The organism is Acetobacter lovaniensis (genome assembly GCF_014207635.1).
Lineage (GTDB): Bacteria > Pseudomonadota > Alphaproteobacteria > Acetobacterales > Acetobacteraceae > Acetobacter > Acetobacter lovaniensis.
In genome coordinates, this window is record NZ_JACHIE010000001.1 from 363,084 (window position 1) to 388,000 (window position 24,917).

General features: G+C 57.1%; 32 protein-coding genes. 4 read left to right on the forward strand and 28 right to left on the reverse strand.

Features of this window, described 5'->3' with window-relative positions; all coding sequences use genetic code 11:
• Positions 1-129: 129 nt before the first annotated feature.
• The 4 genes from HNR55_RS01645 to HNR55_RS01660 are packed head-to-tail and all read left to right on the forward strand — an operon-like array spanning position 130 to position 9,367.
• A complete protein-coding gene (locus HNR55_RS01645) occupies positions 130-1,338 on the forward strand; it encodes an efflux RND transporter periplasmic adaptor subunit (RefSeq protein WP_166110442.1) in 1,209 nt (402 codons plus the stop codon).
• Entirely contained in the window at positions 1,335-4,514 is a 3,180-nt protein-coding gene (locus HNR55_RS01650) for an efflux RND transporter permease subunit (protein ID WP_166110444.1), read from the forward strand. Before HNR55_RS01645 ends, HNR55_RS01650 begins: the two co-directional genes overlap by 4 nt.
• Positions 4,511-7,813, forward strand: a complete 3,303-nt coding sequence (locus HNR55_RS01655; RefSeq protein WP_166110447.1) for an efflux RND transporter permease subunit — start codon at positions 4,511-4,513, stop codon at positions 7,811-7,813. The genes HNR55_RS01650 and HNR55_RS01655 overlap by 4 nt, the downstream gene beginning before the upstream one ends.
• Entirely contained in the window at positions 7,814-9,367 is a 1,554-nt protein-coding gene (locus tag HNR55_RS01660) for an efflux transporter outer membrane subunit (RefSeq protein WP_166110449.1), read from the forward strand.
• Between the two features lie 81 nt (positions 9,368-9,448).
• Here the strand turns inward: HNR55_RS01660 and HNR55_RS01665 are convergent, their stop codons facing one another.
• The 28 genes from HNR55_RS01665 to rplB all read right to left on the reverse strand — a co-directional run bounded on the left by HNR55_RS01665 (position 9,449) and on the right by rplB (position 24,912).
• Complete coding sequence (locus HNR55_RS01665) at positions 9,449-9,625, reverse strand: DUF1328 domain-containing protein (RefSeq protein WP_086647142.1); 177 nt, start codon at positions 9,623-9,625, stop codon at positions 9,449-9,451.
• A gap of 53 nt (positions 9,626-9,678) precedes the next feature.
• Positions 9,679-9,912, reverse strand: coding sequence for a hypothetical protein (locus HNR55_RS01670; RefSeq protein ID WP_166110452.1), 234 nt, complete (start codon positions 9,910-9,912; stop codon positions 9,679-9,681).
• Positions 9,913-9,997: 85 nt separating this feature from the next.
• Positions 9,998-10,804: an ABC transporter ATP-binding protein gene (locus HNR55_RS01675; RefSeq protein ID WP_166110454.1), complete on the reverse strand. Its 807-nt coding sequence runs from the start codon at positions 10,802-10,804 to the stop codon at positions 9,998-10,000.
• Positions 10,801-11,454, reverse strand: coding sequence for an ABC transporter permease (locus HNR55_RS01680; protein ID WP_242005410.1), 654 nt, complete (start codon positions 11,452-11,454; stop codon positions 10,801-10,803). Before HNR55_RS01680 ends, HNR55_RS01675 begins: the two co-directional genes overlap by 4 nt.
• A 107-nt stretch (positions 11,455-11,561) precedes the next feature.
• Positions 11,562-12,602, reverse strand: a complete 1,041-nt coding sequence (locus HNR55_RS01685) for an ABC transporter substrate-binding protein (protein ID WP_166110460.1) — start codon at positions 12,600-12,602, stop codon at positions 11,562-11,564.
• Between the two features lie 195 nt (positions 12,603-12,797).
• Positions 12,798-13,223, reverse strand: coding sequence for a 50S ribosomal protein L17 (rplQ, locus tag HNR55_RS01690; RefSeq protein WP_166110463.1), 426 nt, complete (start codon positions 13,221-13,223; stop codon positions 12,798-12,800).
• A 31-nt stretch (positions 13,224-13,254) separates the two neighbouring features.
• A complete protein-coding gene (locus tag HNR55_RS01695; protein WP_025826924.1) occupies positions 13,255-14,274 on the reverse strand; it encodes a DNA-directed RNA polymerase subunit alpha in 1,020 nt (339 codons plus the stop codon).
• A 110-nt stretch (positions 14,275-14,384) separates the two neighbouring features.
• Positions 14,385-14,777, reverse strand: coding sequence for a 30S ribosomal protein S11 (gene rpsK, locus HNR55_RS01700; RefSeq protein WP_025826926.1), 393 nt, complete (start codon positions 14,775-14,777; stop codon positions 14,385-14,387).
• 63 nt (positions 14,778-14,840) lie between these two features.
• The gene (gene rpsM / locus HNR55_RS01705; RefSeq protein ID WP_166110466.1) at positions 14,841-15,218 is read right to left on the reverse strand and encodes a 30S ribosomal protein S13; all 378 of its coding nucleotides are present in this window, start codon (positions 15,216-15,218) and stop codon (positions 14,841-14,843) included.
• A 121-nt stretch (positions 15,219-15,339) separates the two neighbouring features.
• Positions 15,340-16,008, reverse strand: coding sequence for an adenylate kinase (locus tag HNR55_RS01710; protein ID WP_166110469.1), 669 nt, complete (start codon positions 16,006-16,008; stop codon positions 15,340-15,342).
• Positions 16,005-17,357: a preprotein translocase subunit SecY gene (gene secY / locus HNR55_RS01715; protein WP_166110472.1), complete on the reverse strand. Its 1,353-nt coding sequence runs from the start codon at positions 17,355-17,357 to the stop codon at positions 16,005-16,007. The genes HNR55_RS01710 and secY overlap by 4 nt, the downstream gene beginning before the upstream one ends.
• A gap of 140 nt (positions 17,358-17,497) precedes the next feature.
• The gene (gene rplO / locus HNR55_RS01720) at positions 17,498-17,986 is read right to left on the reverse strand and encodes a 50S ribosomal protein L15 (protein ID WP_086647136.1); all 489 of its coding nucleotides are present in this window, start codon (positions 17,984-17,986) and stop codon (positions 17,498-17,500) included.
• 1 nt (position 17,987) lies between these two features.
• Positions 17,988-18,173, reverse strand: coding sequence for a 50S ribosomal protein L30 (gene rpmD / locus HNR55_RS01725; RefSeq protein ID WP_086647135.1), 186 nt, complete (start codon positions 18,171-18,173; stop codon positions 17,988-17,990).
• On the reverse strand, positions 18,166-18,741 hold the full coding sequence (rpsE, locus tag HNR55_RS01730; RefSeq protein WP_048852990.1) for a 30S ribosomal protein S5: 576 nt from the start codon (positions 18,739-18,741) through the stop codon (positions 18,166-18,168). Before rpsE ends, rpmD begins: the two co-directional genes overlap by 8 nt.
• Before the next feature lie 15 nt (positions 18,742-18,756).
• Positions 18,757-19,119 carry a 50S ribosomal protein L18 gene (gene rplR / locus HNR55_RS01735; protein ID WP_166110476.1) on the reverse strand — a complete coding sequence of 121 codons (363 nt, stop codon included), beginning with the start codon at positions 19,117-19,119 and terminating at the stop codon, positions 18,757-18,759.
• Positions 19,119-19,652 (reverse strand): 50S ribosomal protein L6, encoded by a 534-nt coding sequence (gene rplF / locus HNR55_RS01740; RefSeq protein WP_166110478.1) that lies wholly within the window; start codon positions 19,650-19,652, stop codon positions 19,119-19,121. The genes rplR and rplF overlap by 1 nt, the downstream gene beginning before the upstream one ends.
• A gap of 10 nt (positions 19,653-19,662) precedes the next feature.
• The gene (gene rpsH, locus HNR55_RS01745) at positions 19,663-20,061 is read right to left on the reverse strand and encodes a 30S ribosomal protein S8 (RefSeq protein ID WP_025826943.1); all 399 of its coding nucleotides are present in this window, start codon (positions 20,059-20,061) and stop codon (positions 19,663-19,665) included.
• A gap of 9 nt (positions 20,062-20,070) precedes the next feature.
• The gene (gene rpsN, locus HNR55_RS01750; protein ID WP_025826945.1) at positions 20,071-20,376 is read right to left on the reverse strand and encodes a 30S ribosomal protein S14; all 306 of its coding nucleotides are present in this window, start codon (positions 20,374-20,376) and stop codon (positions 20,071-20,073) included.
• A gap of 71 nt (positions 20,377-20,447) precedes the next feature.
• Positions 20,448-21,017 (reverse strand): 50S ribosomal protein L5, encoded by a 570-nt coding sequence (gene rplE / locus HNR55_RS01755; RefSeq protein WP_086638474.1) that lies wholly within the window; start codon positions 21,015-21,017, stop codon positions 20,448-20,450.
• 10 nt (positions 21,018-21,027) lie between these two features.
• The gene (rplX, locus tag HNR55_RS01760) at positions 21,028-21,348 is read right to left on the reverse strand and encodes a 50S ribosomal protein L24 (RefSeq protein WP_166110481.1); all 321 of its coding nucleotides are present in this window, start codon (positions 21,346-21,348) and stop codon (positions 21,028-21,030) included.
• Positions 21,348-21,716, reverse strand: a complete 369-nt coding sequence (gene rplN, locus HNR55_RS01765; protein WP_025826951.1) for a 50S ribosomal protein L14 — start codon at positions 21,714-21,716, stop codon at positions 21,348-21,350. Before rplN ends, rplX begins: the two co-directional genes overlap by 1 nt.
• Before the next feature lie 18 nt (positions 21,717-21,734).
• Entirely contained in the window at positions 21,735-22,004 is a 270-nt protein-coding gene (gene rpsQ / locus HNR55_RS01770) for a 30S ribosomal protein S17 (RefSeq protein WP_166110484.1), read from the reverse strand.
• Between the two features lie 13 nt (positions 22,005-22,017).
• Positions 22,018-22,254, reverse strand: a complete 237-nt coding sequence (gene rpmC, locus HNR55_RS01775) for a 50S ribosomal protein L29 (RefSeq protein ID WP_166110487.1) — start codon at positions 22,252-22,254, stop codon at positions 22,018-22,020.
• A 1-nt stretch (position 22,255) separates the two neighbouring features.
• A complete protein-coding gene (gene rplP / locus HNR55_RS01780) occupies positions 22,256-22,672 on the reverse strand; it encodes a 50S ribosomal protein L16 (protein WP_025826957.1) in 417 nt (138 codons plus the stop codon).
• A 17-nt stretch (positions 22,673-22,689) separates the two neighbouring features.
• Positions 22,690-23,367, reverse strand: coding sequence for a 30S ribosomal protein S3 (gene rpsC, locus HNR55_RS01785; RefSeq protein WP_086647128.1), 678 nt, complete (start codon positions 23,365-23,367; stop codon positions 22,690-22,692).
• Positions 23,368-23,370: 3 nt separating this feature from the next.
• The gene (gene rplV, locus HNR55_RS01790; protein ID WP_086647127.1) at positions 23,371-23,781 is read right to left on the reverse strand and encodes a 50S ribosomal protein L22; all 411 of its coding nucleotides are present in this window, start codon (positions 23,779-23,781) and stop codon (positions 23,371-23,373) included.
• An 8-nt stretch (positions 23,782-23,789) separates the two neighbouring features.
• Positions 23,790-24,068, reverse strand: a complete 279-nt coding sequence (gene rpsS / locus HNR55_RS01795) for a 30S ribosomal protein S19 (RefSeq protein WP_012812769.1) — start codon at positions 24,066-24,068, stop codon at positions 23,790-23,792.
• Positions 24,069-24,081: 13 nt separating this feature from the next.
• The gene (gene rplB, locus HNR55_RS01800; RefSeq protein ID WP_086647126.1) at positions 24,082-24,912 is read right to left on the reverse strand and encodes a 50S ribosomal protein L2; all 831 of its coding nucleotides are present in this window, start codon (positions 24,910-24,912) and stop codon (positions 24,082-24,084) included.
• Between the last annotated feature and the right edge of the window lie 5 nt (positions 24,913-24,917).

The following is a 24,917-nucleotide window of genomic DNA, read 5'->3' on the forward strand; positions in this document are numbered from 1 at the left end:
CACCCTCTATGAGGAAGCTTGCACTTGCGCAAAGAGTTCAGCACAGTTCCCTCTGTAAACAGGGTGCCCCTATGCACAGCGTTCCCCTGCATTTTCTGACGCAACTTAGGTTAACGAACAGCGCACCTCATGGACGATAATTCTCCGCCCTCCGCCTCTCCCGCCAAACCGCGCTCCTCCAGAAAGCGCCTGCTTCTGGCGGGTGGTGCCGTGGTGGCCGTCTGCATTCTGGGCTTTGCCTTCCTGCGTCCGCATGGGGGCCACAAGACGCACCACGGCGCGGCTGATTCCAGCCAGAGCCAGCCCGTAGCGGTCCAGACAGTGCACGCAGGCAGCATGCCCGTGGAACTGACCGAACTGGGCACGGTGGTCCCCATTACCAACGTAACCGTGCAGACCCGCGTGGAAGGCTACCTGATGCAGGTGCTTTTTACCGAAGGCCAGCATGTGCATAAGGGCGACCTGCTCGCCCTGATCGACCCCCGCCCCTATCAGGTGCAACTGGAACAGTATGAAGGCCAGCTTGCACGGGACAAGGCGCAGCTTGAACAGGCCCGGGTAGATAACGGGCGTTACCAGCGCCTGATCCGGCAGGACAGTATTGACGCCAAAACCGCACGCGACCAGCAGTTTATGGTCCAGCAGCTTGAAGGCACGGTCAAGGCTGACCAGGCACTGGTGGATAACCAGAAGCTGCAACTGATCTACTGCCACATTATTGCGCCCGTGGATGGGCGCATTGGCATTCGCGCAGTGGACCGGGGCAACTACGTGGCGGCTGGCCAGTCCGGCGGACTGGCGGTGCTGACACAGATGCAGCCCATATCGGTCATTTTCACGCTGCCTCAGGACCAGTTGCCCGAGGTGTTTGCCCAGTTGCAGGCACGCAAATCCCTCCCCGTTTCAGCATGGAACAGTTCCAACACGCAAAAAATAGCCGATGGCACGGTCAGCACACTGGACAGCCAGATTGATACGGCAACCGGCACCGTGCGCCTGCGCGCCATTTTTGCCAATGAAGACGAGCACCTGTTCCCCAACCAGTTTGTCAACGCGCATCTGCTGGTCAAAACGCTGGACCACGTTCTGCTCCTGCCCACAACCGCCGTACAGACCGGTCCCTCCGGCCTGTTCGTGTATGTTGTCAAAGATGATGACACGGTCAGCGTCCAGCCCGTAACCACCGGCATTTCCAACGGCACGCTCAGCGTTGTCACCTCCGGGCTGAAGGAAGGCGACAGGGTGGTTACAGATGGCACAGACCATTTGCGCGCCGGGATCAAGGTGAGTGTTCCCCCCACGGCTTCCACGCCAGCACCGGACCATGCCACGCCGTGAACCCATCTGCCATTTTCATCCGCAGGCCCGTTGCAACCACGCTGCTGATGCTGGCCATTTTTATGGCCGGGTTGCTGGGCTACCATTTTCTGCCCATTTCCGCGCTGCCACAGGTTGATTACCCCACCATAACGGTGGAAACCTTCTACCCCGGTGCGGGGCCGGATGTTATGGCCACCTCGGTCACTGCGCCGCTGGAAACGCAGCTTGGCCAGATGCCCGGTCTGGACCAGATGACATCGCGCTCATCGGGTGGGGCGTCGGTCATTACCCTGCGCTTTGACCTGTCCATGTCCATGGATGTGGCGGAGCAGGAGGTGCAGGCGGCCATCAATCAGGCCAACTCCCTGCTGCCAACCGACCTGCCAGCCCCCCCGGTTTACGCCAAGGTCAACCCGGCAGACACCCCTGTGCTGACACTGGGCATTACCTCGGCCACCATTCCGCTCCCCGAGGTGGAAGATTACGTGGATACCCGTCTGGCGCAAAAAATCAGCCAGATTTCGGGGGTGGGGCTGGTCACGCTTTCAGGCGGGAACCGCAAGGCCTATCGTGTGCGGGTCAATGTGCCCAAGCTGACCTCCTACGGCATTGATCTGGACACACTGCGTACCACCATTGGCAATGTGAACGTCAACTCCCCCACGGGTACGTTTGATGGGGCACAACGCTCGGCCACATTGCGGGTGGACGGGCAGATTACCAGCCCGGAAATGCTGCTCAATCAGGTCATTGCCTACCAGAGCAGCGGGCCGGTCCGCATCCGCGACGTGGCCACGGTTGTGATCGGGCCGGAAAATACACAGCTTGCCGCGTGGTCCAACCAGACCCCGGCCCTGATCATGAACGTGCAGCGCCAGCCGGGTGCCAACGTGATTGCCGTGGTGGACAACGTCAAGGCCACCCTGCCCACCCTGCGCCAGACCCTGCCACCGGGGATTGATATTATCCCCCTGACAGACCGCACCACCACCATCCGCTCCTCCGTAGCCGATGTGCAGTTCGAGCTGTTTCTCGCACTTGTGCTGGTTGTGGCGGTTATTTTTGTCTTTTTGCGCAATGTTCCCGCCACCATTATTCCCAGCCTGTCCGTGCCGCTTTCCATTATCGGCACGCTGGCCATTATGTACCTGCTCGACTTCTCGCTCGATAACCTCTCGCTCATGGCTCTGACCATCGCCACCGGCTTTGTGGTGGATGATGCCATTGTGATGATCGAGAACATCTCGCGTTATGTGGAAGCGGGCGAGGACCGCATGAGCGCCTCGCTCAAGGGTGCGGGGGAAATTGGCTTTACCATTATCTCGCTGACCATATCGCTCATTGCCGTGCTTATTCCGCTGCTGTTCATGAGCGATGTGGTGGGCCGCCTGTTCCACGAATTCGCCCTTACGCTGGCCACGACCATCATTCTGTCCGCCGTGGTGTCGCTCACACTTGTTCCCATGATGTGCGCCCGTATTCTTTCCGAGCGCCCGCATGACGCAGGCACGGCTGCCACCCCGTTCCTGCGCTGGTCCGCACGGATGGAAGTGGCAACCGAGCGCCTGATTGCCGCCTATGACCGTATGCTTGATGTGGTGCTGGAATGGCGCAAGCTCACACTGGGCGTGGCCGTGGGGACACTGGTGCTGACCGGCCTGCTGGGCTGGTACATTCCCAAGGGGTTTTTCCCTGTGCAGGACACGGGGGTTATTCAGGGCATTTCCGTTGCGGCGCAGTCCATCTCGTTCGAGAACATGAAGGTGCATCAGCAGGAACTGGCCAGAGTGATCCTGAAGGACCCGGATGTGGCCTCCCTCTCCTCCTTTGTGGGGGTGGACGGGCAGAATGCGACGCTTAACCAGGGCCGCTTCCTGATCAACCTGAAAGAGCATGACAGCCGCTCCTCCTCCGCCACCGAAATTGCAGCACGGCTGGAGCAGGAAACAGCGCAGGTTGCGGGGATAAAGCTCTACCTCCAGCCCGTGCAGGACCTCTCGCTCGATACAACCGTATCGGCAACACAATACCAGTTCTTGCTTGAAAACCCCGATTACGATGCCTTTAAAACATGGGTGCCCAAGCTGATCGAACGGTTGCGGCAGGAACCCTCTCTTGCGGATGTCACCTCCGACCTGCAGGCCGAAGGGCTGGTCGCACGCGTAACACTCGACCGCCCCACAGGTGCGCGTTACTCGATTACCCCCCAGACCGTGGATAACGTGCTGTATGACAGCTTTGGCCAGCGCCAGATTTCCACCATCTATACACAATCCAACCAGTACCGCGTTATTCTGGAAGCCGAACCGCGCTTTCAGAAAGAAATGTCCTCGCTCAACCAGCTTTACCTGCCCGGCATCAGCGGTAATACGGGAGAGAGCACATCCGGTCCCACGCGCTCGCCTACCTCCGGGCTGGTGCCCCTGCCAGCGGTGACAAAAGTCACGCAGGAAACAGCCCCCCTGCTGCTAACCCATTTCGGGCAGTTCCCGGCTACGACCATCTCCTTCAATCTCGCGCCCGGCTATGCGCTGGGGGATGCCACAGCCGCTATCCGCCGGGTGGAGGCGGACATCCACCTCCCCGCTGCCTTCCAGACCTCTTTTCAGGGAACAGCAGCAGCGTTTGAAGGCTCGCTCAGCAACGAACTGTTTCTGGTCGCCGCCGCCATTATTGCCGTCTATATCGTGCTGGGCATTCTGTACGAGAGCTTTATCCACCCTGTCACCATTCTCTCCACACTCCCCTCGGCCGCTATTGGCGCGTTGCTGACGCTGATTGTTGCGGGGGTTAACCTCGACATCATGGGTATCATCGGCATTGTACTGCTGATTGGTATTGTGAAGAAAAACGCCATCATGATGATCGACTTCGCACTGGAAGCGGAACGTGAACAGGGAATGGACAGCCTGCGCTCCATTCGCACGGCGGCAACGCTGCGTTTTCGCCCCATTCTCATGACCACACTGGCCGCCATGCTGGGGGCCGTACCCATGGTGCTTTCGCACGGAACGGGGTCCGAACTGCGTTATCCGCTGGGGCTGACCATTATTGGCGGGCTTGCCCTCTCCCAGTTGCTGACCCTGTTCACCACTCCGGTCATCTACCTTACGCTGGACACATGGGCACATAAATGGCGCGGACTGCGCCCCACACACCCCGTATCCCCCCCTGACGGGCAACCGGTGTCGTGAATATCAGCCGGATTTTTATTGACCGGCCTGTCGCCACCATCCTGCTGAGCATAGCCCTGTTCCTTGGGGGGCTACTGGGGTATCGCGGCCTGCCTGTTGCCGACCTGCCCAATGTGGATTTCCCGGTTATTCAGGTGCAGGCACGGCAGGCTGGCGGCTCCCCGGAGGAAATTGCCAGCGCTGTGGCCGCCCCCTTGGAGCGGCACCTTGGGCAGATTGCCGATGTTACGGAAATGACATCCCAATCCACCGAAGGCAGCACACGCATTACGCTCCAGTTCGCCCTCTCGCGCGATATTAACGGCGCCGCGCGGGATGTGGAGGCTGCCCTTCAGGCCGCTCATGCGGACATGCCCTCCACCCTGCGGCAGAACCCCAGCTACCGCAAGGCCAACCCCAACGGCGCACCAATCCTTATCCTCACCCTGACATCGGACACTCACACCCGCCCCCAGCTTTACGACTATGCAACCAACGTGCTGGTGCAGCACCTGTCCGCCATACAGGGGGTGGGTCAGGTGGAAATCAGCGGGAGTGCGCTGCCTGCCATCCGGGCGGAAATAAACCCCATGCCCCTGTTCAAATACGGCATCGGGTTTGAGGACGTGCGCGCAGCCCTTGCCTCCGCCAATGCCCATACCCCCAAAGGGATTATTGACCAGAACGGCGTCCGCTACACGCTGGACACGAATGATCAGGTCCGCACAGCGCAGGACTACCGTGACCTGATTATCGCATGGCGCAACAACCGCCCCGTACGACTGGCCGATGTGGCGCAGGTGCAGAACAGTGTGGAAGACCTGCGCAACGCCGGATACTATAACGGTCAGGCGTCGGTTATTGCGGTGGTGTTCCCCCAGGCCGGGGCCAATGTGATTCACACCGTGGACCAGATCAATGCGGAAATGCCCCTGCTTAAATCCGCCCTGCCCGGTGGCGTGGCCCTGCATGTGGGGCTTGACCGCTCACTGACCATTCGCGCAGCACTGGTGGATACGCAGTTGACCCTGCTGATCTCGGTCATACTTGTGGTGCTGGTGGTGCTGCTCTTCCTGCACTCGCTCCGCATGACGCTTATTCCCGCCGTGGTTGTACCCACCTCCATCGTGGCGACCTTTGGCGTTATGCGCCTGCTTGGTTTTTCACTCGATAACATGTCACTCATGGCGCTTACGGTTTCCACCGGCTTTGTGGTGGATGACGCCATTGTGGTGATGGAAAACATAGCCCGCTACATAGAGCAGGGCCTCCCCCCGCGGGATGCCGCCATAAAAGGCAGTGCGGAAGTGGCCTTTACGGTTATTTCCATCTCCATTTCCCTGATTGCCGTCTTTTTGCCCATTCTGCTCATGGGGGGGCTGGCGGGCCGCCTGTTCCATGAGTTCGCCATGACCGTTTCCATCACCATCCTGATCTCGATGGTGCTGTCCCTGACCCTGACCCCCATGATGGCGGCTTACCTGCTGGTACCCCATACGGCAGGCGCGGCCCCTGCGGGCTCTGGCAGCCTGATGCGCCACGCCATTGCCGCCATGAGCGTGTTTTTGGACCGAATGCAGGCGGGCTATACCCGCTCGCTCGACTTTGCCCTGCGCTACCACAAGACCGTCCTGCTCAGCCTGCCCTTTACACTGCTCCTTACGGCAGCCCTGTTCATGTTGATGCCCAAAGGGTTTTTCCCGGTGGAAGATACGGGCATGCTCATGGGGCGCCTGCAGGGGGACCAGTCGATCTCCTTCGGAGCGTTGGCCAAAAAGCTGACCGAAGTGCAGAAAGTGCTTATGCAAGACCGGGATGTGGAAAGCGTGTCCTCCTTTATCGGCGGTCGTGGCTCATCGAACGAGGCTGGAGTATTTTTGCAGCTCAAGGACAAGGCCGCACGGAACGACACCCCGACTGACCTGATCGCCCGTGTTAACCGCAAATTGCGCAATCTGGTCGGGGCCAGTTTTTATCTGATGCAGCCCGGCGCCATCCGCTCTGGCGCGCGGCAGAGCAATGCGGCGTACCAATATACGCTGGAGGGTGAAAACTCATCCGATCTCTACACATGGACCGCCCGCCTGCTGGCGGAACTGCGCCGACACCCGGAACTGACAACCCTTTCCTCCGACGTGCAACTGGGGGGCTCGGCCATCAGCACCCAGATCGACCGGGATACATCCGCCCGTGTCAACATTACCCCCCAGCTCCTGTCCAACACACTGTACGATGCGTTTGGCCAGCGCGCGGCCTCGGTCATCTATAACAGGCTCAACCAGTACCGCGTGATCATGGAGGCCGACCCTCAAAGCTGGTCCAATCCGCAAAGCCTGATGCAGGTCTGGGTAAGTGTTGCCGGGGGTTCGGCCGGAGGGGGAACGCGCTCCAACACCGTTCGGGTGCGCAATGCCACCAGCACTGGCACGACCAGCACACGGAGCAGCCAGAGTTCGCTGTCCTTTAAAAACCAGATCGCCAATGCGCTGGCGGGGGGGGCTGGCGCGTCCAATGGTTCAGCAGTCAGCACCGCCTCCGAGGCCATGGTGCCGCTCACGCTGGTGACCCGTCTGGTGCCCAGCCGTACCCCGCTTTCGGTCAGTCATCAGGGGCTGGCGGTTGCGGCTACGCTCTCGTTCAATCTGGCCAAGGGGGTTTCTCTGGGCACGGCCACGCAGATCATCAACACCGCACAGGTTGCGCTGCACATGCCCAACACCATCCATGGCAGTTTTGCCGGTAATGCCGCGCAGTTCCAGAAAGCGGTCAGCGACGAACCCCTGCTTATTCTGGCAGCCCTTGTGGCCGTCTATATTACACTGGGCATTCTGTACGAAAGCTACGTACACCCGCTGACCATTCTCTCCACCCTGCCCTCTGCTGGTGTGGGGGCCCTGCTGGCCCTGCAACTGGCTGGAGAAGAGTTCTCGCTCATTGCCATGATCGGAGTGATCCTGCTGATTGGCATTGTGAAAAAAAATGCCATCATGCTGGTGGATTTTGCCATTATGGCCGAACGCGAACAGGGTATGTCCGCCCATGACGCCATACGCACCGCCTGCCTGCTCCGCTTCCGCCCGATCATGATGACATCGGTCGCAGCCGCCCTTGGGGCTGCCCCGCTTATGGTCGCCAACGGATACGGGGCCGAACTGCGGCATCCGCTGGGCATAGCCATTGTTGGCGGGCTGATCGTAAGTCAGGCGCTTACCCTTTATACCACGCCGGTTGTCTATCTGATGTTCGATGCCTGGCAGGCCCGTGCCGGGTCCTTTATCCACGCGCTATCGTTTTCCCGCAGTTTCAGGCAGGACCGCTGAATGCCTTTTTATCGTCCCACCCTTTCCCTTCGCCTGTCCCTGCTGCTGGCACCTGCCCTTCTGGCCGGGTGCATGGTCGGGCCGGATTACAAACGGCCCACGCCCATTATCTCGCCCACCTTCAAGGAACTGCGTCCGGCACCGGGCTGGCAGTACGCCGCTCCGCAACTGGCCAGCCTGCCCAAAGGCTCATGGTGGACAATCTATAACGACCCGCAGTTGAATGCCCTTGAAGCACAGGTGGACATCAACAACCAGAATATCATTCAGTACGAAGCCCGCTACCGTAACGCACGCGCCACCATTAACTCCATCCGGGCTCAGCTTTACCCAACGCTCAATGGGGCGATCTCTTTCAACCGGCAGAGTTCGGGCCGTGGGTCACGCTCGAGCGGCACCATTATCAATTATGGTTCCGATGGTAGCCGCAATACGACTTCCGCCCCTTCCAACTCGACCGAAAACACCTATGCCATGGGGCCAAGCGTTTCGTGGGATCTGGATTTATGGGGCAAGATCCGGCGGCAGATTCAGGCTCAGGTCACAGAGGCACAGGCCACAGCCGCAGACCTCGCCAATGCGCGCCTGTCTTATCAGGCGCAATTGGCCACGGCTTATTTCAACTTGCGGTATCAGGACAGCCTGTACGACCTGCTGACCAAAAACGTGGCGTTTTATGAACGCTCGTACCAGATCACCAAAAACCAGTATGATGCAGGCACGGCAGACCCAACCACCCTGCTTCAGGCCAAAACACAGCTGGAACAGACCCGCGCTCAGGCCACGGCAACCGGCATAGCCCGCGCGCAGTATGAGCACGCCATTGCTGTTCTTATGGGTAAAGCCCCTGCGGACCTTTCCATCCCCCATGGGGCATTGCCACGCGCTATCCCGGCTATTCCGGTCATGGTTCCGGCCAGTCTGCTCCAGCGCCGCCCCGACATTGCCGCTGCCGAACGCCGGATGGAGGAATACAACGCCCAGATCGGCGCGGCCATGGCGGCGTTCTACCCCGATGTCAAACTCACGGCGACATACTCCTATAGCGGGGACCCGGTTGGTTCTCTTGTGCAGGTTGCAAACCGTATCTGGACCCTTGGTGCCTCGGCTACGGAAACACTGTTTGCCGGGGGCGCAAGAACTGCCGCCGTCCATGAGGCCGACAGCAATTACAATGCCTACGTGGCCACCTACCGGCAAACCGTGCTGACAGCCCTGCAGGGGGTGGAAGACCAGCTTTCCAACCTGCGTATTCTGGCAGATCAGGCGGAGCAGCAGCATGTTGCGCTGGATGCCGCCAACAGGGCGGTTACGATCGCATTCAACCAGTATATGGCTGGCACCCAGATTTATACGACCGTGATTACCGCCGAGGTTACGGCCCTGTCCAACGCACAGACCGCGCTACAAATCCAGCAAAGCCGCATTCTGGATTCTGTCAGTCTGGTGGAGGCTCTTGGCGGGGGATGGAATGCCTCCGAGCTTCCCAGCAAAAGCTCCATGCAGACAGACAACCCGCTCCTGCCCTCCTTTATTCAGAAAGACAAAAACTAGGCGGCCCACCGCCCAACAAAAAACCTCCGGAGCGCTGCCCCGGAGGTTTTTTTATACCGTTTGCGAAGTGGTCAGGCTCCGTTACTTCATGACCGCACGGCCAGCCAGCAGGGCCACAACCAGAAAAACAACAAACAGCATGATGGCGATAAAGAACAGGATTTTAGCCATACCAGCCGAGGCAGAGGCAATTCCGCCAAAACCAAACAGCCCTGCAACAAGTGACACAACCAGAAAAAACAGTGCCAGTTTCAGCATAACGCACTCCCTTGCATTTCAATCCTGACCTGAGCCGGAACGCCCTTACCAACTTATTTTCTGCGCCGCAGAAAAATCCCAATCATCAGACCGACAACACCTGCCGCAGCAACGGTCAGTAATGGCTGGTCAATAACAACATCCCGCAGCGCTTCTACTGCGGTGCTGCGCTTACCCGGATTAAGGGCGTCGTAACTGGAAACCTTGCCAAAAAAACCATCGGCACCGTCCTGAAGATTGCCAATACCATCCTCAAGACCAAAATCTGCCTTGCTCTCATCACTCATAAGAGGATGTCCTCCATACTGGATTAAGGGGTAACGCGCCTTGCACCCCTAAAGATGCCTATGTGAACGATTTTCTTGCTCAAGACTAGATTTCAGCCGAGCGCCAGTAGGCTTCCCCACCCGGATCAGGCTCGCCTGCAATCATGGCGCGCAGGCGCGCGGCATAAGTCCTGAAAGCAGGGGTATCGGGGTTGCGGTGCGGCATATCCAGCACGATTTCGCCCGTAATCCCCGCAGGGGGGCCACCGGCCAGCACCACAACACGTGTGGCAAGGCGAAGAGCCTCTTCAATATCATGCGTCACAAACAGCACTGTTTTGTGTGTCTGCTGCCATATCCGCTGCAACTCTTCCTGCAGGCTGGTGCGGGTAATGGGATCCAGCGCCCCAAACGGCTCATCCATCAGCAACAGGTCAGGGTCCACGGTCAGGGCGCGGGCAACCCCCACACGCTGCCGCTGCCCACCAGACAGACGGCGTGGGAGCCGGTCCTGCGCATCTTCCAGCCCGACCAGACGCAGGGCCTCCTGCGCACGGGTTATTTTTTCGCTCTTGCTCAGGTGCAGGCCTTCCAGCCCGAACATGACATTCCGCAACACCGAGCGCCACGGCAGAAGCCGCGCATCCTGAAACACCATGGCCCGGCTCCGCCGCGTGGTCTGTGCCCCCGCATCTGCTGCACAGGCAGAGCCGCCTGTCTGCCCTTCCGTTGGGTGCATAAGCCCCATCAGAACCCTGAGCAGCGTGGATTTACCCACACCAGACGGGCCCAGAAGAGCAACAAACTCCCCACGCTCCAATGTCAGGCTGACATGCCGCAGCACAAAATGGGCGCCACCATCGTGAGAGAGGCCAACATCCTGCAAGGAGGCAACCATATCCGCCCTGCTCATGGCTGCCACCTGAGAACCCATTTCCGCACAAACCCAAAAAGAAAATCGGTAATGGCATACAGCATGGCCATGGTCAGCATGTAAACCACCACAACATCGGTCGCCAGAAGGCTGGAAGCCTGCATCATGCGGGCACCAATACCCGGCACGCCAAACAGTTCCGCCGCCACAACGGACATCCACCCCTGCCCCAGCCCCGTACGCAACCCGGCCATAATACCCGGTGCGGAAGCCGGGAGTACAATCTTGACCAGCCGCCCCACAAAACTGCCATGCCCGAAGGCGGAAGCCAGTTCATACAGCTCGGGGTCCACCCCGCGGACAGCACTGTGGGCTGCGTAAAAATTGATCCAGAAAACCGATATGGCAATAACAAAGGTAGCCCCAGCCGTGCTCAGCCCAAACCAGAGAATGGCGAACGGCACCCAGGCCAGCCCCGGCACAGGCCGCAGCAGGCGGACAACACCTTCCAGCAGACTATCCAAGACCCCCAGCATACCGCACAGAATGCCAAGGCCAGCCCCCAGAACGGAGCCAATGAGCAGGCCCAGCAGGTAGTGGTTCAGACTATCCAGAATGGCTTGCTGCCAGAACCCTCCCCGTACCTCATCCAGCCAGGCCGGACCAAGGGAGGAAGGTGCTGGCACCATGCCAGATGGCAGCAGCCCGGACTGGACTGCTGCCTCCCACACGCCAAAGAACAGAACAAGCCCCGCCAGCCCAAGCCCCAGGCGAGCGGGTCCAGACAATTTTACACTCACGGCTTGGCCTGTTGCCACAGACCCGTATCAAACAGGTCTTCAACAGGTTCTGCCTTACGCAACAGACCTTCGGCCACTTCGAATTCCTGCAACTGCTTGACACTTTCCACAATGCGCGCCGGGTCGCTAACAAAACGGGAAGCAGAATGCTCCAGCGCGGTTTTCATCACACTATCATTCAGCATACCACCGCCAAGCGCTTTTTGCACAAATGGCACAGCATCATCCGGGTGCTGGGCCAGCAAAGTTGTGGCACGCACGAACAGGCTGGTCAGTGTTCCCGCCCATGCTTTGTGCTCAGGCGCATCGGGCTTGACAATTGCCAGAACAGAGCCCGGCTGGTCCGGCATCATGTTGTGGCCAGAAGCCAGAATACGGGCATCCGGCAGACGGGTTTTAACAACTGTCAGGGCTGGTTCCCTTAGCACCGCACCATCCACCGCACCTGCAAGAAATGCCTGCTGCGCTGCATCAATATCCACCCCAACAATGGAGGCTACGGTATTGACCTGCGCAAAGCCAAGCTGCTTTTGCAGCCAGTAGCGCAACAGCGTGTCCGGCACCGAACCGGCAGGCTGGGCTGCCAGACGTGGCAGACGCTTCTGGTCCTGCTTGAACCGCGCAAAAATGTTCTTCACCGCATCTGGCGTCAGTCCGACCTCACTATCCGGCTTCAGGCCCTCTGCCAGTGCACCACGCGCAATAACAGACAGTTCCTCGATAGAAGCTGTCGCGACAACCTTAACATCCACGCCATGCGCACGTGCCTGCAACAAAGGCAGCACTCCTGCTACGTAGCCGTCAATCCGCCCGGATACGAGTGCCTGAATAGCCTGCGGGCCGGAGGTAAAGCGGACAAGCTGCACATCCAGTCCTGCCTGTCTGGCCCAGCCTTCCCCATCAATCACAAACAGCGCGGAAGAGCCCAGAACGGGAATATAACCAATACGAATGCTGTCTGCTGCCTGTGCCGGGCTTACAGCCCAACCCAATGCCACGGTGGCAAGCGTTAGCATTTTTAGCAACGCACGCTTCATGACGTTATCTCTTTCATTGAAATATTTTATCAAAAATAATAGTGGATATATTCTTGCCTTTGTCAATCACTCACGCGCAAGCATGAAATATTTTTATTCCACGCATATTTGCATCACATCATGGCATGCACACAGGACATAAAAAAAGCTGGCTCCTGAGAGCCAGCTTCCTTCATTGCACTTACGAGTAAAAGATTAAGCAGCAAGATCCTGCTTATCTTCCACTTCCGGGCGCGGACCGCTGTCCTGCCCTTTTGCGCTCACATCGCGATCAATCAGTTCGATCACGGCCATCTGGGCAGCATCGCCATAACGCACGCCAGCGCGCAGGACGCGTGTGTAACCACCGTTGCGGGCCTTGTAGCGTTCAGCCACGGCTGCAAACAGCTTTTTAACAATCACTTCGTCACGCAGCACAGCAAATGCCTGCCGACGTGCGTGCAGATCGCCACGCTTGCCAAGGGTGATCAGCTTTTCAACAAACGGGCGCAGTTCCTTCGCTTTGGGAAGCGTGGTGGTGATCTGCTCGTGCTTGATCAAAGCCACAGCCATGTTGCGGAACATGGCTGCACGGTGAGAAGAGGTAACGCCGAGCTTTCGGCCGGCAATCCGGTGACGCATGGTTCAGTTCCTAGTATCGGGAAAAGTCAGATCAGAACGGCTCATCGAGCCGCTTTGCCAACTCTTCAATATTTTCCGGCGGCCAAGCCGGGACATTCATACCCAAGGACAGCCCCATGGAGGTCAGGACTTCCTTAATTTCGTTCAGGGATTTACGGCCAAAGTTCGGTGTGCGCAGCATTTCCTGCTCACTCTTCTGAACCAGATCCCCAATGTAGATGATGTTGTCGTTCTTCAGGCAGTTTGCGCTACGAACAGACAATTCAAGCTCATCCACCTTGCGCAGCAGATTACGGTTGAACGGCAGATCATCCTCAGGCTCTTCTGCCTGTACAGGACGCGGCTCATCAAAGTTGATGAACAGCTGCAACTGATCCTGCAGAATACGCGCGGCCAGAGCCACTGCATCTTCGGGCGTTACCGCACCATTTGTTTCGACCGTAAGCAGCAGCTTGTCATAGTCGGTGACCTGACCAACGCGGGTCGGTTCCACCTTGTAGGACACGCGCTTGACGGGCGAATAGATTGCATCAACCGGGATCAGGCCGATCGGGGCATCTTCCGGACGGTTAGCCGCCGCAGGAACATAGCCTTTTCCGGTATTAACAATAAATTCCATGCCCAGCTTGACGCCGTCATCAAGCGTGCAGATGACCAGATCAGGGTTCATGATTTCAATGTCATGACCTGTCTGGATCTGGCTTGCGCGCACTTCACCGGGGCCAGTGGCCGTCAGCACCATACGCTTCGGCCCTTCACCGTGCATGCGCAACGCCAGTTGCTTGATGTTCAGGACGATGTCAGTCACATCTTCCCGCACACCGGCAACAGACGAAAACTCGTGCAGAACGCCGTCAATCTGAACCGCCGTGACCGCAGCACCTTGAAGAGAAGACAGCAGAACCCGACGCAGGGCGTTACCGAGCGTCATACCAAAACCGCGTTCCAGCGGCTCAGCCACTACGGTTGCGATACGAGCGGGCTCCACTCCGGATTCAACTTCAAGCTTTTCGGGCTTGATCAGAGATTGCCAGTTTTTCTGAAGGACCAATGGACCGGCCTTTCAATACGAAAAACCACTGCTTGCACAGCGATTTCTCTGAAGTGGACACAACAAATGGAAAGGCGGCTTGTTATCAGGCCGCCTTTCCGCTCGTAAGCTCAGACGCGGCGACGCTTGCGCGGGCGGCAGCCATTGTGCGGGACTGGTGTCATATCACGAATGGACGTGATCGTGAAACCAACAGCCTGCAGGGCACGCAGTGCGCTCTCACGCCCCGACCCAGGACCGGAAACTTCGATTTCCAGCGTTTCCATACCGTGTTCACGGGCCTTGCGGCCTGCATCTTCAGCCGCAACCTGCGCCGCATAAGGCGTAGACTTCCGCGAGCCCTTAAAGCCCTGCGCACCAGCAGAAGACCAGGAGATAGCATTCCCCTGAGCATCAGAGATGGTGATCATGGTGTTGTTGAACGTGGAGAGCACATGCGCCACGCCCGAAATAATGTTCTTACGCTCTTTTTTACGAACACGCGGTGTTGCGGCTTTCGCCATGTCTTTTCTACCTCAGTCCCTGTCCAGCCTGCGTGTGCAGGCTGGCCGCCTTAGCGGATTGGATTAACGCGTTGCTTTCTTCTTACCGGCAATGGCCACTGCCTTACCCTTGCGGGTACGGGCATTGGTGTGCGTCCGCTGGCCACGCACCGGCAGGCCACGACGATGACGCAGGCCGCGGTAGCAACCAAGATCCATCAGGCGCTTAATGTTCATCGCAATTTCACGACGCAGGTCGCCTTCAACACGATAGCTGCCATCAATCAGCTCACGGAGCTTCATGATTTCATCATCGCTGAGTTCGTTAACCCGCTTTGCTTCCGGAATCTCCAAGGACTTGCAGATTTCTGCCGCCTTAGATGCGCCAATTCCATAAATATACTGAAGCCCGATCACAACCCGCTTGTTTGTCGGGACATTCACGCCGGCAATACGTGCCACGCCTTATACTCCTGTTCGCCCGCTTTTACAGCGAACGGCTCATAGCCCTGTTTTGACTGGGCGGATTTCACTTGGTGGCCGCGAAATATACCGACCACCGTTACAAGTCAACGAAAACTGATCACTTCTGCGTGATCACGCCGCTATCCTTAAGCGCTGCTTCAATTTCTGCTGTCACTTCAGCAGTCGAAAGCATGCCATTTACCTTACACAAACGCCCCGTTTTTTCATAAAACGGCAGAATCGGCGCAGTCAGATTGCGGTATTCCTTCAGGCGTTCAACAACCGTTTCACGCTTGTCGTCTGCCCGACGCTTGAACTCATGACTCCCGCAGACATCGCATTCCCCTTCCTTTGCAGGTGGATTGGACGCTTCGTTATATGTCTGCCCACATTGTGCGCAGGTGAAACGCCCAGAAATACGATCCGCGAGAATCTCTTCATTCACATCCAGGAACAGCACGACATCAATGCTCTTCCCGTCTGCGGCAAGCATGGCATCCAGCTCTTCAGCCTGCCCCAGAGTGCGGGGAAAGCCATCCAGAATAAAACCATTCTGGCAATCCGGCTGGGCAATCCGGTCTTTGAGCATGGCAATAATCAGGGCATCGGGCACAAGCTTGCCCGCGACCATCAATGCCTTTGCCTGATTACCGACTTCAGAGCCACGCGCCACTTCGGCACGCAGCATATCCCCGGTGGAAATCTGGATCAGTCCGTGGCGTTCTTCCAGAAGCTTGGACTGCGTTCCTTTTCCAGCCCCAGGAGGGCCCAGAAAAATAATATTCATCGTCTGATGATCCTCTGCTTCCTGCCACCACGAGACTTGCGCATAAGCCCCTGATACTGATGCGCCACCAAGTGTGACTGCACCTGAGTAACCGTATCGATCGTAACTGACACAATAATAATCAGGCTGGTCCCGCCAAAGTAGAACGGCACATTATAACGGCTGATCAGGATCTGCGGCAACAGACAGACCGCCACCATATAAGCCGCGCCAATGGTCGTCAGACGCGTCAGGATCTTGTCGAAGTATGACGCCGTGGAAGCACCGGGTCGCACACCAGGGATGAACCCACCCTGCTTACGCAGGTTATCTGCTGTCTCTGCCGGGTTAAAGGTCACCGCAGCATAGAAGTACGAGAAAAAGATAATCATCAGTGCGTAAAAGAGCAGATACAGAGGCTGCCCCTGCCCCAGTTCTTCACCCAGAAATGATAGCCAGCCCGGCAATGACTTACCGTTCATGAACCCTGCCAGAGTGACAGGAATCAGCAGAACCGAAGAGGCAAAGATCGGTGGAATAACCCCGGCCGTGTTCACCTTGAGCGGCATATGCGTGGTGTCTCCACCAAACATCCGCTGCCCCATCTGCCGTTTGGGATACTGGATAACAACCCGCCGCTGAGCCTGCTCCATGAACACGATGAACATGATGGTCAGTGCAGCCAGCACGAGGAACAGAAGCACAAAGAAGGACGACAGAGCGCCCGTGTACCCCAACTGGAAGAGACTGACCAAAGCATGCGGCAGGTTGGCCACGATACCGGCAAAGATAATGAGAGAAATCCCATTACCAACACCGCGCGACGTAATCTGCTCACCAAGCCACATCAGGAACATTGTTCCGCCCACCAGTGCTGTTACACAGGTGACCAGAAAAAGCGGACCCGGATTCACAACAGCAGCGCCGCTCTGAACATTCTCAAGCCCGATCGCAATCCCGTAGGCCTGAAAAACCGCAATCAGCACGGTCAGATAACGCGTGTACTGGTTAAGCTTTTTGCGCCCCTGCTCACCCTCTTTCTTGAGAGCTTCAAGAGAGGGCACTGCCGTAGACATCAACTGCACGATAATGGACGCAGAGATATAGGGCATGATGTTCAACGCGAAGACGGTCATACGCCCAAGAGCGCCCCCCGAAAACATGTTGAACATGCCAAGAATGCCGCCCTGATGCTGCGCCAGAAGCTGCCCCATAACCGTAGCATCTACACCGGGCACAGGAATATATGTTCCCAAACGGTAAACAATCAGCGCGCCTAGCGTAAACCAGATCCGCTTCTTGAGTTCCGTCGCCTTGGCAAAGGAGCCTACGTTAAAATTGGCAGCCAGTTGTTCGGCCGCGGAAGCCATGCATCCGTCCTTTCACACAAACAGCGCCGCCACACAAAGTGGAGACGCTGGCATGATTGCCTGAAAAATATCAGACAGCTGTTCTGACTTAAACAGAGAAGAGAGAACAGGGTCTGCCACTGCTCTCTCTCCCATGCCAATCAGGAGGCGCTAGCTTCCACAGGTGCCGTCACCAGCAGCTTGATGCTGCCGCCAACTTTTTCAATGGCAGCCTTAGCAGAAGCAGAAACGCCAGACACTTCAAAAGAAACGCCTTTTGTCAGTTCGCCTTCACCCAGAATGCGAACCCCTGCGTACTTACCAGTCCCGACCAGACCGGCTTTCTTCAGCGCTTCTTCGGTAATGGTCACGCCGTTTTCCAGCTTACCATCAGCCAGCGCCTGTTCTACAGCACCGAGGTTAACCGGTGCATAGACCTTGCGGAAGATGTTTTTAAAGCCCCGCTTCGGCAGACGACGATAAATCGGGAGCTGACCACCTTCAAACCCGTTGAGGGAAACACCCTCACGTGCCTTCTGGCCTTTCACACCCTTACCGGACGTTTTGCCCTTACCGGAACCAATACCGCGCCCGAGCCGCTTTTTGCGGTAGCGAGCACCTTCGTTATCACGAAGTTCGTTGAGTCTCATATTAGTCCTCCACCTTCACCAGGTGGGCCACTTTGCGGACCATACCCCGGGTAGACGGGGTATCTTCCAGAACCTTTTCGCGCCCGATCTTGTTCAGACCAAGCCCGATCAGGGTTTCCTGCTGACCCGGCTTACGTCCGTTACCAGACGCAATCTGTGTCACCTTGAAAGTTTTTTTATCAGACATCTGCAGCCTCCGCACCAGCAGCCTGGTCGCGCTTGCCAAAGATTTCCGCCACTTTCTTGCCGCGGCGGTTTGCCACTGCACGGGGGCTGGCACAACGTGTCAGGGCGTCAAAAGTCGCCTTGACCATGTTATGCGGGTTCCGGGTCCCCAAAGACTTGGCAACAACGTCGTTAATGCCAAGGCTTTCAAACACGGCACGCATCGGACCACCAGCGATGATCCCCGTACCGGCTTCAGCCGAACGCAGCACAACCTTACCAGCACCGAAGTGGCCAGCAACGTCATGGTGCAGCGTGCGCCCTTCTTTCATGGGAACGCGAATCATCCCACGCTTGGCGCGTTCGGTAGCCTTGCGGATCGCTTCAGGAACTTCACGGGCCTTACCAGCACCGTAGCCCACGCGACCCTTCTGGTCACCAACCACAACCAGAGCAGCAAACGCAAAGCGCCGACCACCCTTAACAACCTTTGCAACGCGATTGATGGTTACCAGCTTATCGACCAGTTCATCGCCTTCGCGTTCACGCTCACGGCCGCCTCGACCGCCTTCTCTTGGTTCACGAGCCATTGCGTGATCCTTTCCTCAGAAGGAGAGACCGCCCTCACGGGCCGCCTCCGCCAGGGCCTTGACGCGCCCGTGATAAAGATAAGATCCCCGGTCAAACACGACCTGAGACACACCAGCCGCAACAGCACGCTGGGCAACCAGCTTACCTACCGCACCAGCGCTTTCCCGTGTTGCGCCATTTTTCAGGGCTTCACGCAGTTCTTTATCCAGCGTCGATGCAGAAGCAAGGGTAACCCCCTGCGCGTCATCAATCACCTGAGCGTAGATGTTCTTACCAGACCGGAAAACCGACAGACGAGGACGGCCACCAGCCTTGCGGCGAAGCTGAAAACGGAGACGCGCGCGCCGCCGATTCCGCAATTCCTGCTGAGTGCTCATTATTTCTTCTTGCCTTCCTTACGGCGGATGGTTTCCGTATCATAACGAACACCCTTGCCTTTGTAAGGCTCAGGCTTACGATAGCTACGAATATCCAGAGCCACCTGGCCAACACGCTGCTTATCAATCCCTTCCACCACAATCGCCGTAGGCCGCGGGGTAGAAATCTTGATGCCAGCAGGAATTGGATAGATCACGTCGTGAGAAAAGCCGAGGTTCATAACGAGGTTAGAACCCTGCACTGCCGCACGATAACCTGTCCCGGTAATTTCCAGGGTCTTGGAGAACCCGTCAGAAACACCTTTGACCGCACAAGCGATAAGTGCGCGTGTTGTACCCCACATCATGCGTGCCTGAGATTCGGTACCAATTGGCTGCACAACAACCAGATTGTCCTTCACTTCAGCCGCAACATGACTGGAAATGGGCAGAGAAAGCTCACCCAGCTTACCCTTGGCCTTAAAAACACCGTCCGCGATGGAAACTGTAACCCCTGCCGGAACTTCGACGGGATACTTGCCTACTCGTGACATTTATCCCTCCTCAGAATACGCGGCAAAGGACTTCACCACCAACATTGGCGGCGCGGGCCTCTACATCGGACAGAACACCACGCGGCGTGGACAGGATGGAAACACCCAGACCAGCGCAGACACGCGGCAATTCTTTAATTTTGGAATAGACGCGGCGACCAGGGCGGGAAACGCGCTGGATTTCACGAATAACCGGTTCACCTTCCGCGTATTTCAGCTCGATATGCAGCTGGGCAATACCCTTCCGCACTTCTTCGCGCTTGTAACCACGGATGTAACCTTCGCGCTGCAGAGCTTCAAGCACGTTCACACGCAGATTGGATGCCGGAGCAACACAAGAGTTGTGGCGCGCACGCTGGGCGTTGCGAATACGGGTGAGCATATCACCCAAAGGATCTGAAAGCGACATCTCGAGCCCTTACCAGCTAGCTTTCACCACTCCCGGAATCTGGCCATCAGAAGCCAGATCACGGAAAGCGATACGACACAGCTCAAACTTACGGTAGTTACCGCGAGAACGACCTGTCAGCTTGCAACGCAGACGCACACGTACACGAGAACCGTTACGCGGCAGTTCTGCCAGCTTGAGAGACGCATCGAACCGATCTTCCACGGGCAAAGACCGATCCATTACGATGTTTTTGAGAGCGGTACGCTTCTCATTATCCCGTGCCGCCATGCGCTTGCGTTTAGCATTACGCAGGATGGCAGATGTTTTAGCCATACAACATTACCTCCGGAACCCTTCGAAAACCTTCGACGGTTTTCCAAGATCACACAATAAAGCAGCCTGTATCATCCCAAGAAGGGAAGATCAAATGCCTTCAGCAAAGCCTTAGCTTCTGCGTCCGTTTTCGCGCTGGTCACAAACACAACGTCCATACCGCGGACTTCGTCCACTTTGTCGTATTCGATTTCAGGGAAAACGATCTGCTCTTTCAGGCCAAGGGCAAAATTGCCACGACCATCAAAGCCTTTTGTCGCAGGGAGACCACGGAAGTCACGGATGCGCGGCATCGCAATCGTCACAAGACGATCGAGAAATTCGTACATCCGAGCCCGACGCAGCGTAACCTTGCAACCAATCGGCAGCCCTTCACGGATCTTGAAGCCTGCGATTGCTTTTTTGGCAACCGTTTTCACCGGCTTCTGACCTGCGATAAGGGTCATTTCCGCAACGGCTGCATCCAACTTCTTCTGGTCACCAGCAGCTTCACCAACGCCCATATTCAGGACGATTTTTTCAAGCCGCGGCACCTGCATTTCGTTGGTATACCCAAACTGCTCACGCAACTTGGCACGAAGTTCACTCTCATAGCGCTGGTGAAGGCGCGGGAGGGAACGCCCTTCCTGATTCGCACTCATACCTGGCCTCTCAACCTTCAATCACTTCGCCAGTCGCCTTGGCAACGCGAACTTTTTTACCGTTTTCCAGCACACGGAAGCCAACACGGGTTGGCTTCTTGGAGGCCGGGTCAACCAGTTTCAGGTTGGAGAGGTGAACAGCTGCCTCACGGGCAATAATTCCACCTTCTTCGCCCATGCGGCTAGCACGCTGGTGACGTTTGGCAATTGCAACACCACGGACAACAGCGCGATCTTCGGAAGGACGAACCTCCAGAACTTCACCCTGCACACCCTTGGAAGAGCCGGTGATGACGACAACCGTATCGCCTTTTTTAATACGGGCAGCCATTACAGCACCTCCGGCGCCAAAGAGATGATCTTCATGAACTTCTTAGCACGCAGTTCACGCACGACCGGGCCAAAAATACGGGTACCGATCGGTTCCTGCTGCTTGTTGATCAGCACGGCAGCGTTGCGGTCGAACCGGATGGCGCTGCCATCGGGACGACGAACCGGATAAGATGTACGCACGATAACGGCCTGGTGAACATCGCCCTTCTTCACCTTCCCACGGGGGATGGCTTCCTTGACGGAAACGACGATCACGTCGCCGACCGAGGCAGACTTCCGCTTGGAGCCGCCCAGCACCTTAATGCACTGCACCTGACGTGCACCGGAATTGTCGGCCACATCGAGGTTGGTCTCGGGATGGATCATAACCTAGAAATCCTTACGTTAGGCCGACGCGGTTTGTTCCACGCCCACGGCTTCACCGTTGCGGGAAATCACGGTCCACGTCTTACGCCGAGAAATAGGCGCACATTCAACGATCCGCACGGAATCACCGATCTTGCAGATGTTTTCTTCATCATGCGCCGCGTATTTCTTGGAGCGACGAATGAACTTCTTATACATAGGATGCATGACGCGACGATCGACAAGAACCGTAACGGTCTTGTCCATCTTGTCGCTCGTCACACGTCCGGTCAGGACGCGCCTCGGCATCGGCTACCTCTCCTCAGGCATTGGCAGCAGATGTTTTTGCACCTGCTGCATTCTTTGCATTCTGCGCAGCAATTGTCTTGATGCGCGCAATTTCACGGCGGACCACACGGACGCGGCTCTGCGCTTCTGTCTGACCGGTAGCCCGCTGGAAACGCAAGTTGAGCTGTTCACGCTTAAGTTCAACCAGACGCGCTTCAAGCTCATCTGGTGTTTTAGCGCGCAAATCAGCTGGCTTTACTGCCTTTACCATCTCACGCATCTCCAATTCGGGTCACAAATTTGGTCTTGATCGGCAGCTTGGCAGCGCCAAGAGCCAGCGCTTCACGCGCCAGTTCAGGCGGTACGCCTTCGATCTCAAACAAAATACGACCAGGCTTCACACGGGCCACCCAGAATTCAGGCGATCCCTTGCCAGAGCCCATACGCACTTCTGCAGGCTTTGTCGAGACCGGAATATCCGGAAAGATCCGAATCCAGACACGACCCGCACGTTTCATGGCGCGGGTAATGGCACGACGGGAGGCCTCGATCTGACGCGCCGTAATACGTTCCGGCTGCAGAGCCTTGAGGCCAAACGTACCAAAGTTCAGTGTGGTACCGCTTTTAGCAAGGCCGTGAATACGACCTTTATGAGCTTTGCGGAATTTTGTCCGCTTAGGGGAAAGCATTGTTTTTTATCCTCTCCTCAGCGCTGAGGAGCCTGTTCGGCCGCCCGGCGATCCTGTGCCAACGGATCATGAGCAAGAATTTCACCCTTGAAGATCCATACCTTCACACCGCAGGTGCCGTAGGTGGTCTTCGCCGTTGCCGTGCCGTAATCAATGTCGGCGCGCAGGGTGTGCAAGGGCACACGACCTTCACGATACCATTCAATACGTGCGATTTCAGCGCCGCCCAGACGGCCAGAGCAGTTGATCCGGATACCCTGGGCGCCCAGACGCATGGCAGACTGCACGGCGCGCTTCATGGCGCGACGGAAGGCTACGCGGCGTTCAAGCTGCTGGGCAATGTTTTCAGCAACCAGAGTCGCATCGATTTCCGGCTTGCGAATTTCAACGATGTTCAGCGCAACTTCCGTACCCGCCATGCGGGTCAGTTCCTTGCGTAGAGCGTCGATGTCCTGACCCTTCTTGCCGATGACAACACCGGGGCGTGCTGCGTAAATCGTAACGCGCGGCTTCTTGGCCGGGCGTTCGATCACTACGCGGGATACGCCTGCACCAGCCAGCTTGCGACGCAGGAATGCACGAAGCTTAAGGTCTTCGTGCAGCAGACGGGAATAGTCTGCATCTGCGTACCAGCGGCTGTCCCAGGTGCGGTTGATGCCGAGCCGCAGCCCGACCGGATTGACTTTATGCCCCATAGCTCAGGCCGCCTTCTGCTCGGAAGAAGCCGTGTCAGACACAACGGCCCGCTCGGCTACAACAATCTTCAGGTGACTGAAAAACTTTTCGACGCGTGCGGAACGACCGCGGCCACGTGCGTGAAAACGCCGCATGACAATGGACTTACCCACTTCGGCCGTTTTCACCACCAACTGATCAACATCGAGCTGGTGGTTGTTTTCAGCATTAGCGATCGCGCTTTCCAGCGTTTTCTTAACCTGCTGAGCGATACGGCGCTTGGAGAATGTCAGCGTCGCAATTGCCTGAGATGCAGGTTTATTACGGATCAGGCCTGCCACAAGGTTCAGCTTGCGGGGGCTAACCCGGATGTTACGCGTGATAGCTTGCGCTTCTGTTTCCGCGAGCGTGCGCGGATGCTTCGGCTTGCTCATCTGTGCTCTTAGCCCCGCTTAGACTTCTTGTCAGCACCATGCCCGTGGAACGTACGGGTGGGAGAGAATTCGCCAAACTTGTGGCCAACCATATTCTCTGTCACCTGCACGGGCAGGAACTTCTGACCGTTATAAACACCGAACGTCAGACCAACGAACTGCGGAAGAATCGTTGAACGACGCGACCAGATCTTGATCACTTCATTCCGACCCGATGCGCGGGATACTTCAGCTTTATTCAGCAGATACCCGTCGACGAACGGACCTTTCCAGACGGAACGTGCCATCTTCTATTGCCCCTTACTTGCCGGTCTTCCGGCGACGGATAATCAGACCGTCCGTCCGCTTGTTGACCCGAGTTTTGTAACCTTTGGTAGGCTTGCCCCACGGCGTAACCGGATGACGACCACCAGATGTGCGACCTTCACCACCACCATGCGGATGGTCAACCGGGTTCATCACCACGCCGCGGTTATGCGGACGGCGACCCAGCCAACGGGAACGGCCAGCCTTACCCATGTGCTGGTTCATGTTGTCCGGATTGGACACGGCACCAACGGTCGCCATGCATTCACCGCGAACAACACGCAATTCACCAGACTGGAGCTTGATCTGGGCGTAGCCGGAATCCTTACCAACCAACTGCGCATACGTCCCTGCGGAACGGGCCAGCTTGCCGCCAGCACCCTGCTTCAGTTCGATGTTATGGATAATCGTACCTACCGGAATAGCAGCAAGCGGCATAGCGTTGCCTGGCTTAATGTCCACACGCGCACCAGCGATGACATTGTCACCAACCTTCAGACGCTGGGGTGCCAGAATGTAAGCCAGTTCACCGTCTTCGTACTTCACCAGCGCGATGAAGGCTGTGCGGTTGGGATCGTATTCAAGACGTTCCACAGTGCCCAGCACATCAAATTTGCGCCGCTTGAAGTCCACATAACGATAGGACTGCTTATGACCGCCGCCACGGAAACGAGACGTGATACGACCGTTATTATTACGGCCGCCCGACTTGTTCTTACCTTCCGTAAGCTGCTTGACCGGCTTGCCTTTCCACAGGTCAGCACGATCAATCAGAACCGTACCACGCAGGCTCGGCGTGACAGGATTAAAGTGCTTCAGTGCCATTAGTT

Coding starts and splice junctions, on each gene's coding strand:
- HNR55_RS01645 (WP_166110442.1), top strand. CDS start 130: ATGGACGATAATTCTCCGCCCTCCGCCTCTCCCGCCAAACCGCGCTCC.
- HNR55_RS01660 (WP_166110449.1), top strand. CDS start 7,814: ATGCCTTTTTATCGTCCCACCCTTTCCCTTCGCCTGTCCCTGCTGCTG.
- HNR55_RS01665 (WP_086647142.1), bottom strand. CDS start 9,625: ATGCTGAAACTGGCACTGTTTTTTCTGGTTGTGTCACTTGTTGCAGGG.
- HNR55_RS01670 (WP_166110452.1), bottom strand. CDS start 9,912: ATGAGTGATGAGAGCAAGGCAGATTTTGGTCTTGAGGATGGTATTGGC.
- HNR55_RS01675 (WP_166110454.1), bottom strand. CDS start 10,804: ATGAGCAGGGCGGATATGGTTGCCTCCTTGCAGGATGTTGGCCTCTCT.
- HNR55_RS01680 (WP_242005410.1), bottom strand. CDS start 11,454: ATGGTGCCAGCACCTTCCTCCCTTGGTCCGGCCTGGCTGGATGAGGTA.
- HNR55_RS01685 (WP_166110460.1), bottom strand. CDS start 12,602: ATGAAGCGTGCGTTGCTAAAAATGCTAACGCTTGCCACCGTGGCATTG.
- rplQ (WP_166110463.1), bottom strand. CDS start 13,223: ATGCGTCACCGGATTGCCGGCCGAAAGCTCGGCGTTACCTCTTCTCAC.
- rpsK (WP_025826926.1), bottom strand. CDS start 14,777: ATGGCGAAAGCCGCAACACCGCGTGTTCGTAAAAAAGAGCGTAAGAAC.
- HNR55_RS01710 (WP_166110469.1), bottom strand. CDS start 16,008: ATGAATATTATTTTTCTGGGCCCTCCTGGGGCTGGAAAAGGAACGCAG.
- secY (WP_166110472.1), bottom strand. CDS start 17,357: ATGGCTTCCGCGGCCGAACAACTGGCTGCCAATTTTAACGTAGGCTCC.
- rplO (WP_086647136.1), bottom strand. CDS start 17,986: ATGAGACTCAACGAACTTCGTGATAACGAAGGTGCTCGCTACCGCAAA.
- rpmD (WP_086647135.1), bottom strand. CDS start 18,173: ATGTCTGATAAAAAAACTTTCAAGGTGACACAGATTGCGTCTGGTAAC.
- rpsE (WP_048852990.1), bottom strand. CDS start 18,741: ATGGCTCGTGAACCAAGAGAAGGCGGTCGAGGCGGCCGTGAGCGTGAA.
- rplR (WP_166110476.1), bottom strand. CDS start 19,119: ATGAGCACTCAGCAGGAATTGCGGAATCGGCGGCGCGCGCGTCTCCGT.
- rplF (WP_166110478.1), bottom strand. CDS start 19,652: ATGTCACGAGTAGGCAAGTATCCCGTCGAAGTTCCGGCAGGGGTTACA.
- rpsH (WP_025826943.1), bottom strand. CDS start 20,061: ATGTCGCTTTCAGATCCTTTGGGTGATATGCTCACCCGTATTCGCAAC.
- rpsN (WP_025826945.1), bottom strand. CDS start 20,376: ATGGCTAAAACATCTGCCATCCTGCGTAATGCTAAACGCAAGCGCATG.
- rplE (WP_086638474.1), bottom strand. CDS start 21,017: ATGAGTGCGAATCAGGAAGGGCGTTCCCTCCCGCGCCTTCACCAGCGC.
- rplX (WP_166110481.1), bottom strand. CDS start 21,348: ATGGCTGCCCGTATTAAAAAAGGCGATACGGTTGTCGTCATCACCGGC.
- rplN (WP_025826951.1), bottom strand. CDS start 21,716: ATGATCCATCCCGAGACCAACCTCGATGTGGCCGACAATTCCGGTGCA.
- rpsQ (WP_166110484.1), bottom strand. CDS start 22,004: ATGCCGAGGCGCGTCCTGACCGGACGTGTGACGAGCGACAAGATGGAC.
- rpmC (WP_166110487.1), bottom strand. CDS start 22,254: ATGGTAAAGGCAGTAAAGCCAGCTGATTTGCGCGCTAAAACACCAGAT.
- rplP (WP_025826957.1), bottom strand. CDS start 22,672: ATGCTTTCCCCTAAGCGGACAAAATTCCGCAAAGCTCATAAAGGTCGT.
- rpsC (WP_086647128.1), bottom strand. CDS start 23,367: ATGGGGCATAAAGTCAATCCGGTCGGGCTGCGGCTCGGCATCAACCGC.
- rplV (WP_086647127.1), bottom strand. CDS start 23,781: ATGAGCAAGCCGAAGCATCCGCGCACGCTCGCGGAAACAGAAGCGCAA.
- rpsS (WP_012812769.1), bottom strand. CDS start 24,068: ATGGCACGTTCCGTCTGGAAAGGTCCGTTCGTCGACGGGTATCTGCTG.
- rplB (WP_086647126.1), bottom strand. CDS start 24,912: ATGGCACTGAAGCACTTTAATCCTGTCACGCCGAGCCTGCGTGGTACG.